The following is a 2,551-nucleotide window of genomic DNA, read 5'->3' on the forward strand; positions in this document are numbered from 1 at the left end:
TCCTTTGCTTTACTCATTACCAGCACTATTCTAGTGTTGGTTTTTATTTTTAAAATCAACCCTTGAGTTTCCCAAAAAGGTGGATACTACTCTTCGAACATTTTTAAAACAAAGTCTTTATTTTCATTCAACACTTTTCCGACCTTTTCAATGCACCTTTACGTTTAATTGCTCCAGCATCGATTAAGCCATACTGATCGATGCGGACTTTTACTCTGAGTGTGTTTATTTTTAAAAAAATATTTGAAAACCAAGCTAAAGTTTATAAATTTTAAATTATATATTGAACACTTACTTTCCTATTAAGGGTTCATAAAAAGATACATCCACCGAAGTTCAGCACTATTTTAGTGTTGTTTTTTATACTTAAAAATGTGTAATAGACAATCAATTAATTGTTCTTTTAATACGCTATATAAACATACTCTTGTATTAATTCATTCAAACCAGCTCCCTATAAGTGTTGGTTTATTTTTGATTATCAAAATCAGTCTTAAGTTTTAAAAATTTACTGCTATATTCACGGATTTTAAATTTCCAGTATGTGAGCTAATGAACCTACATGATCAAAATGTCCATGAGTAAGAATGACTGCAACTAGTTTTCGACCATTAAATTTTTCATTTACATCTCTCATGAGAATCTTGTAATCTTTTTCCTGCATCTACCATAATTAGTTCACCATTTTTATTATATAAAACATATATTTACAATTCGATTAGTATACACCCACACATCTTTTGTAACCATCTCCCATCTTCTATTTTTAAGAGAGGTATAAAGTAAAAAAGAGCCTTTAAATATATTTTTTGCTGTAAGCAAGTATTTTGATTGCATTAATAACTTCACCCCTTTTTTCTAATATAGCTTTGTGCATAAAATCCTAAATGGTGCTAATTCTAGTTATGGAAAGTATCTAAAGAAATGAGGGTTTTTATGTATTTTTATAAAGAGGATTTGATAAATGTAATCGTTCCAGATCGCCCAGATCCAGCAGCTGCGAAAGTTATGCAAGAAACTCTTGGAGGACAATTTGGAGAAATGCGTACAATGATGCAGTATTCTTTTCAAAGTGCTAATTTCAGAGGCAAGGATAAAAAATACCGTGATTTAATTAGAGGGGTATTTTTAGAAGAAATTAGTCATGTAGAATTAGTGCAGACAACGATAAATCATTTATTAAATGAATCAGGTTATCCTGAAACAGGTAGTGCTGGTAATGATGGAGCACCATTAGATGATGCTATTAAACATGCTAACCCACATCACTATATTATGGGAGCGCAAAGCTCTTTACCAGTTGATGCTGGAGGAAATCCTTGGAGTGGTTCATGGGTATATAGCCATGGTAACCTCATAGCTGACCTTTTAAACAATTTAGTTTTAGAATCTACGGGTGTGTTACAGAAGTCTAGAATTTACGAAATGAGCAGCAATAAAACATTCCGTGAAACTCTCGCATTTTTAATGGTTCGCGATAACGCCCATCAAAATGCATTTGCTAAAGCATTAGAAACACTAGGTGTAGATTGGGGTAAACTGTTCCCTGTTCCTAATTATGATTTGAATAAGTATCCTGAATGCAGAAAGTATATAGATCTGGGCTATCATAATGCCCAATTCAACTTCCGCTTAGATACAACGACTTTAGGTGAAATTTTCCAAGGTACTTCACCTAGTCGAAATCAAGGAGAATTAGATGTAACTAATCCACCTGATGGATTCCCAATACCTGAATTCCCAATCATGGCAAATGAACATAGTCCTGGTCTTGGAGACATGAATACCTAATATGTATAGAGGAAAACCAATGAGAGCTGTTACATATCAAGATAAACAAACTATTAATGTAAAGAAAGTTGAAATACCTAATTTTATTAATCCACAGGATAATATCGTAAAAATCACTCAACAACTATATGTGGTGGGTAAAATTGCTGGCATGTATCTACTTGTCCTGAAACACAAAATGCCCACAACAAATGAATCATTTACAGAGTAAATACTTTAAAAATGCGCACAATAACAATTGTAAATCTACAAATGTTAAATTAAGGAGTGTTTTTATGGGTATTTTAAGTGGTAATCCTCAAAACGAGCCAATGCATTATGGAGAAGTATATGGTATATCTACACAAACAGCTTCTTTAAAAGCAGCATTGGACGGGTATCAGGTTTATTTCAACCATACCGGTGATAAGGATTTAAAGGAATTTATAAAAAGTGTAATAAATGCAAGTATTAAACCATCTATTAAAGAACTTGAACAACTACTAATTTCGAATGATATTGTAGTTCCTCCTACACCTGCTGAAAGACCAGCAGTAGATATTGAACAGATTCCAGTTGGAGCAAGATTTCAAGATGCTCAAATTGCGTATGCAATCGCTAAAGATATTGCTACAGGAATAACTGCAGTAAGTGGGCTTATTAGTCAATGTATCCGTGAAGATATTGCTTTAATGCTCATTCAACAAAATGCAAAAGCTTTAAAAGATGGAGCAACATTATTACAAATTATGAAAGAAAAAGGTTGGTTAGTTCCACCACC

4 protein-coding genes are annotated in these 2,551 nt (G+C 32.8%); 3 read left to right on the plus strand and 1 reads right to left on the minus strand.

Going from position 1 to position 2,551, the window contains the following annotated elements; genetic code table 11:
* Positions 1–529: 529 nt before the first annotated feature.
* The gene (locus tag V7014_RS13170; RefSeq protein WP_335507836.1) at positions 530–664 is read right to left on the minus strand and encodes an MBL fold metallo-hydrolase; all 135 of its coding nucleotides are present in this window, start codon (positions 662–664) and stop codon (positions 530–532) included.
* Positions 665–936: 272 nt separating this feature from the next.
* Here V7014_RS13170 and V7014_RS13175 point away from each other — a divergent pair, with 272 nt between their 5' ends.
* The 3 genes from V7014_RS13175 to V7014_RS13185 form a co-directional block, all read left to right on the plus strand.
* The gene (locus V7014_RS13175) at positions 937–1,791 is read left to right on the plus strand and encodes a manganese catalase family protein (protein ID WP_335507838.1); all 855 of its coding nucleotides are present in this window, start codon (positions 937–939) and stop codon (positions 1,789–1,791) included.
* A gap of 19 nt (positions 1,792–1,810) precedes the next feature.
* A complete protein-coding gene (locus V7014_RS13180) occupies positions 1,811–2,002 on the plus strand; it encodes a hypothetical protein (RefSeq protein WP_335507840.1) in 192 nt (63 codons plus the stop codon).
* A 64-nt stretch (positions 2,003–2,066) separates the two neighbouring features.
* Positions 2,067–2,551, plus strand: a 485-nt coding sequence (locus V7014_RS13185) for a DUF3231 family protein (RefSeq protein WP_335507842.1), incomplete at its 3' end; no start/stop codon positions are given.

It is taken from the genome of Bacillus sp. JJ722 (assembly GCF_036963345.1).
In the GTDB taxonomy this organism is placed as follows: domain Bacteria; phylum Bacillota; class Bacilli; order Bacillales; family DSM-1321; genus Bacillus_AD.

Bases quoted from the DNA above. Each gene is read 5' to 3' on its own strand.
- V7014_RS13170 (WP_335507836.1), bottom strand. From the start codon at position 664: ATGCAGGAAAAAGATTACAAGATTCTCATGAGAGATGTAAATGAAAAA.
- V7014_RS13175 (WP_335507838.1), top strand. From the start codon at position 937: ATGTATTTTTATAAAGAGGATTTGATAAATGTAATCGTTCCAGATCGC.
- V7014_RS13180 (WP_335507840.1), top strand. From the start codon at position 1,811: ATGAGAGCTGTTACATATCAAGATAAACAAACTATTAATGTAAAGAAA.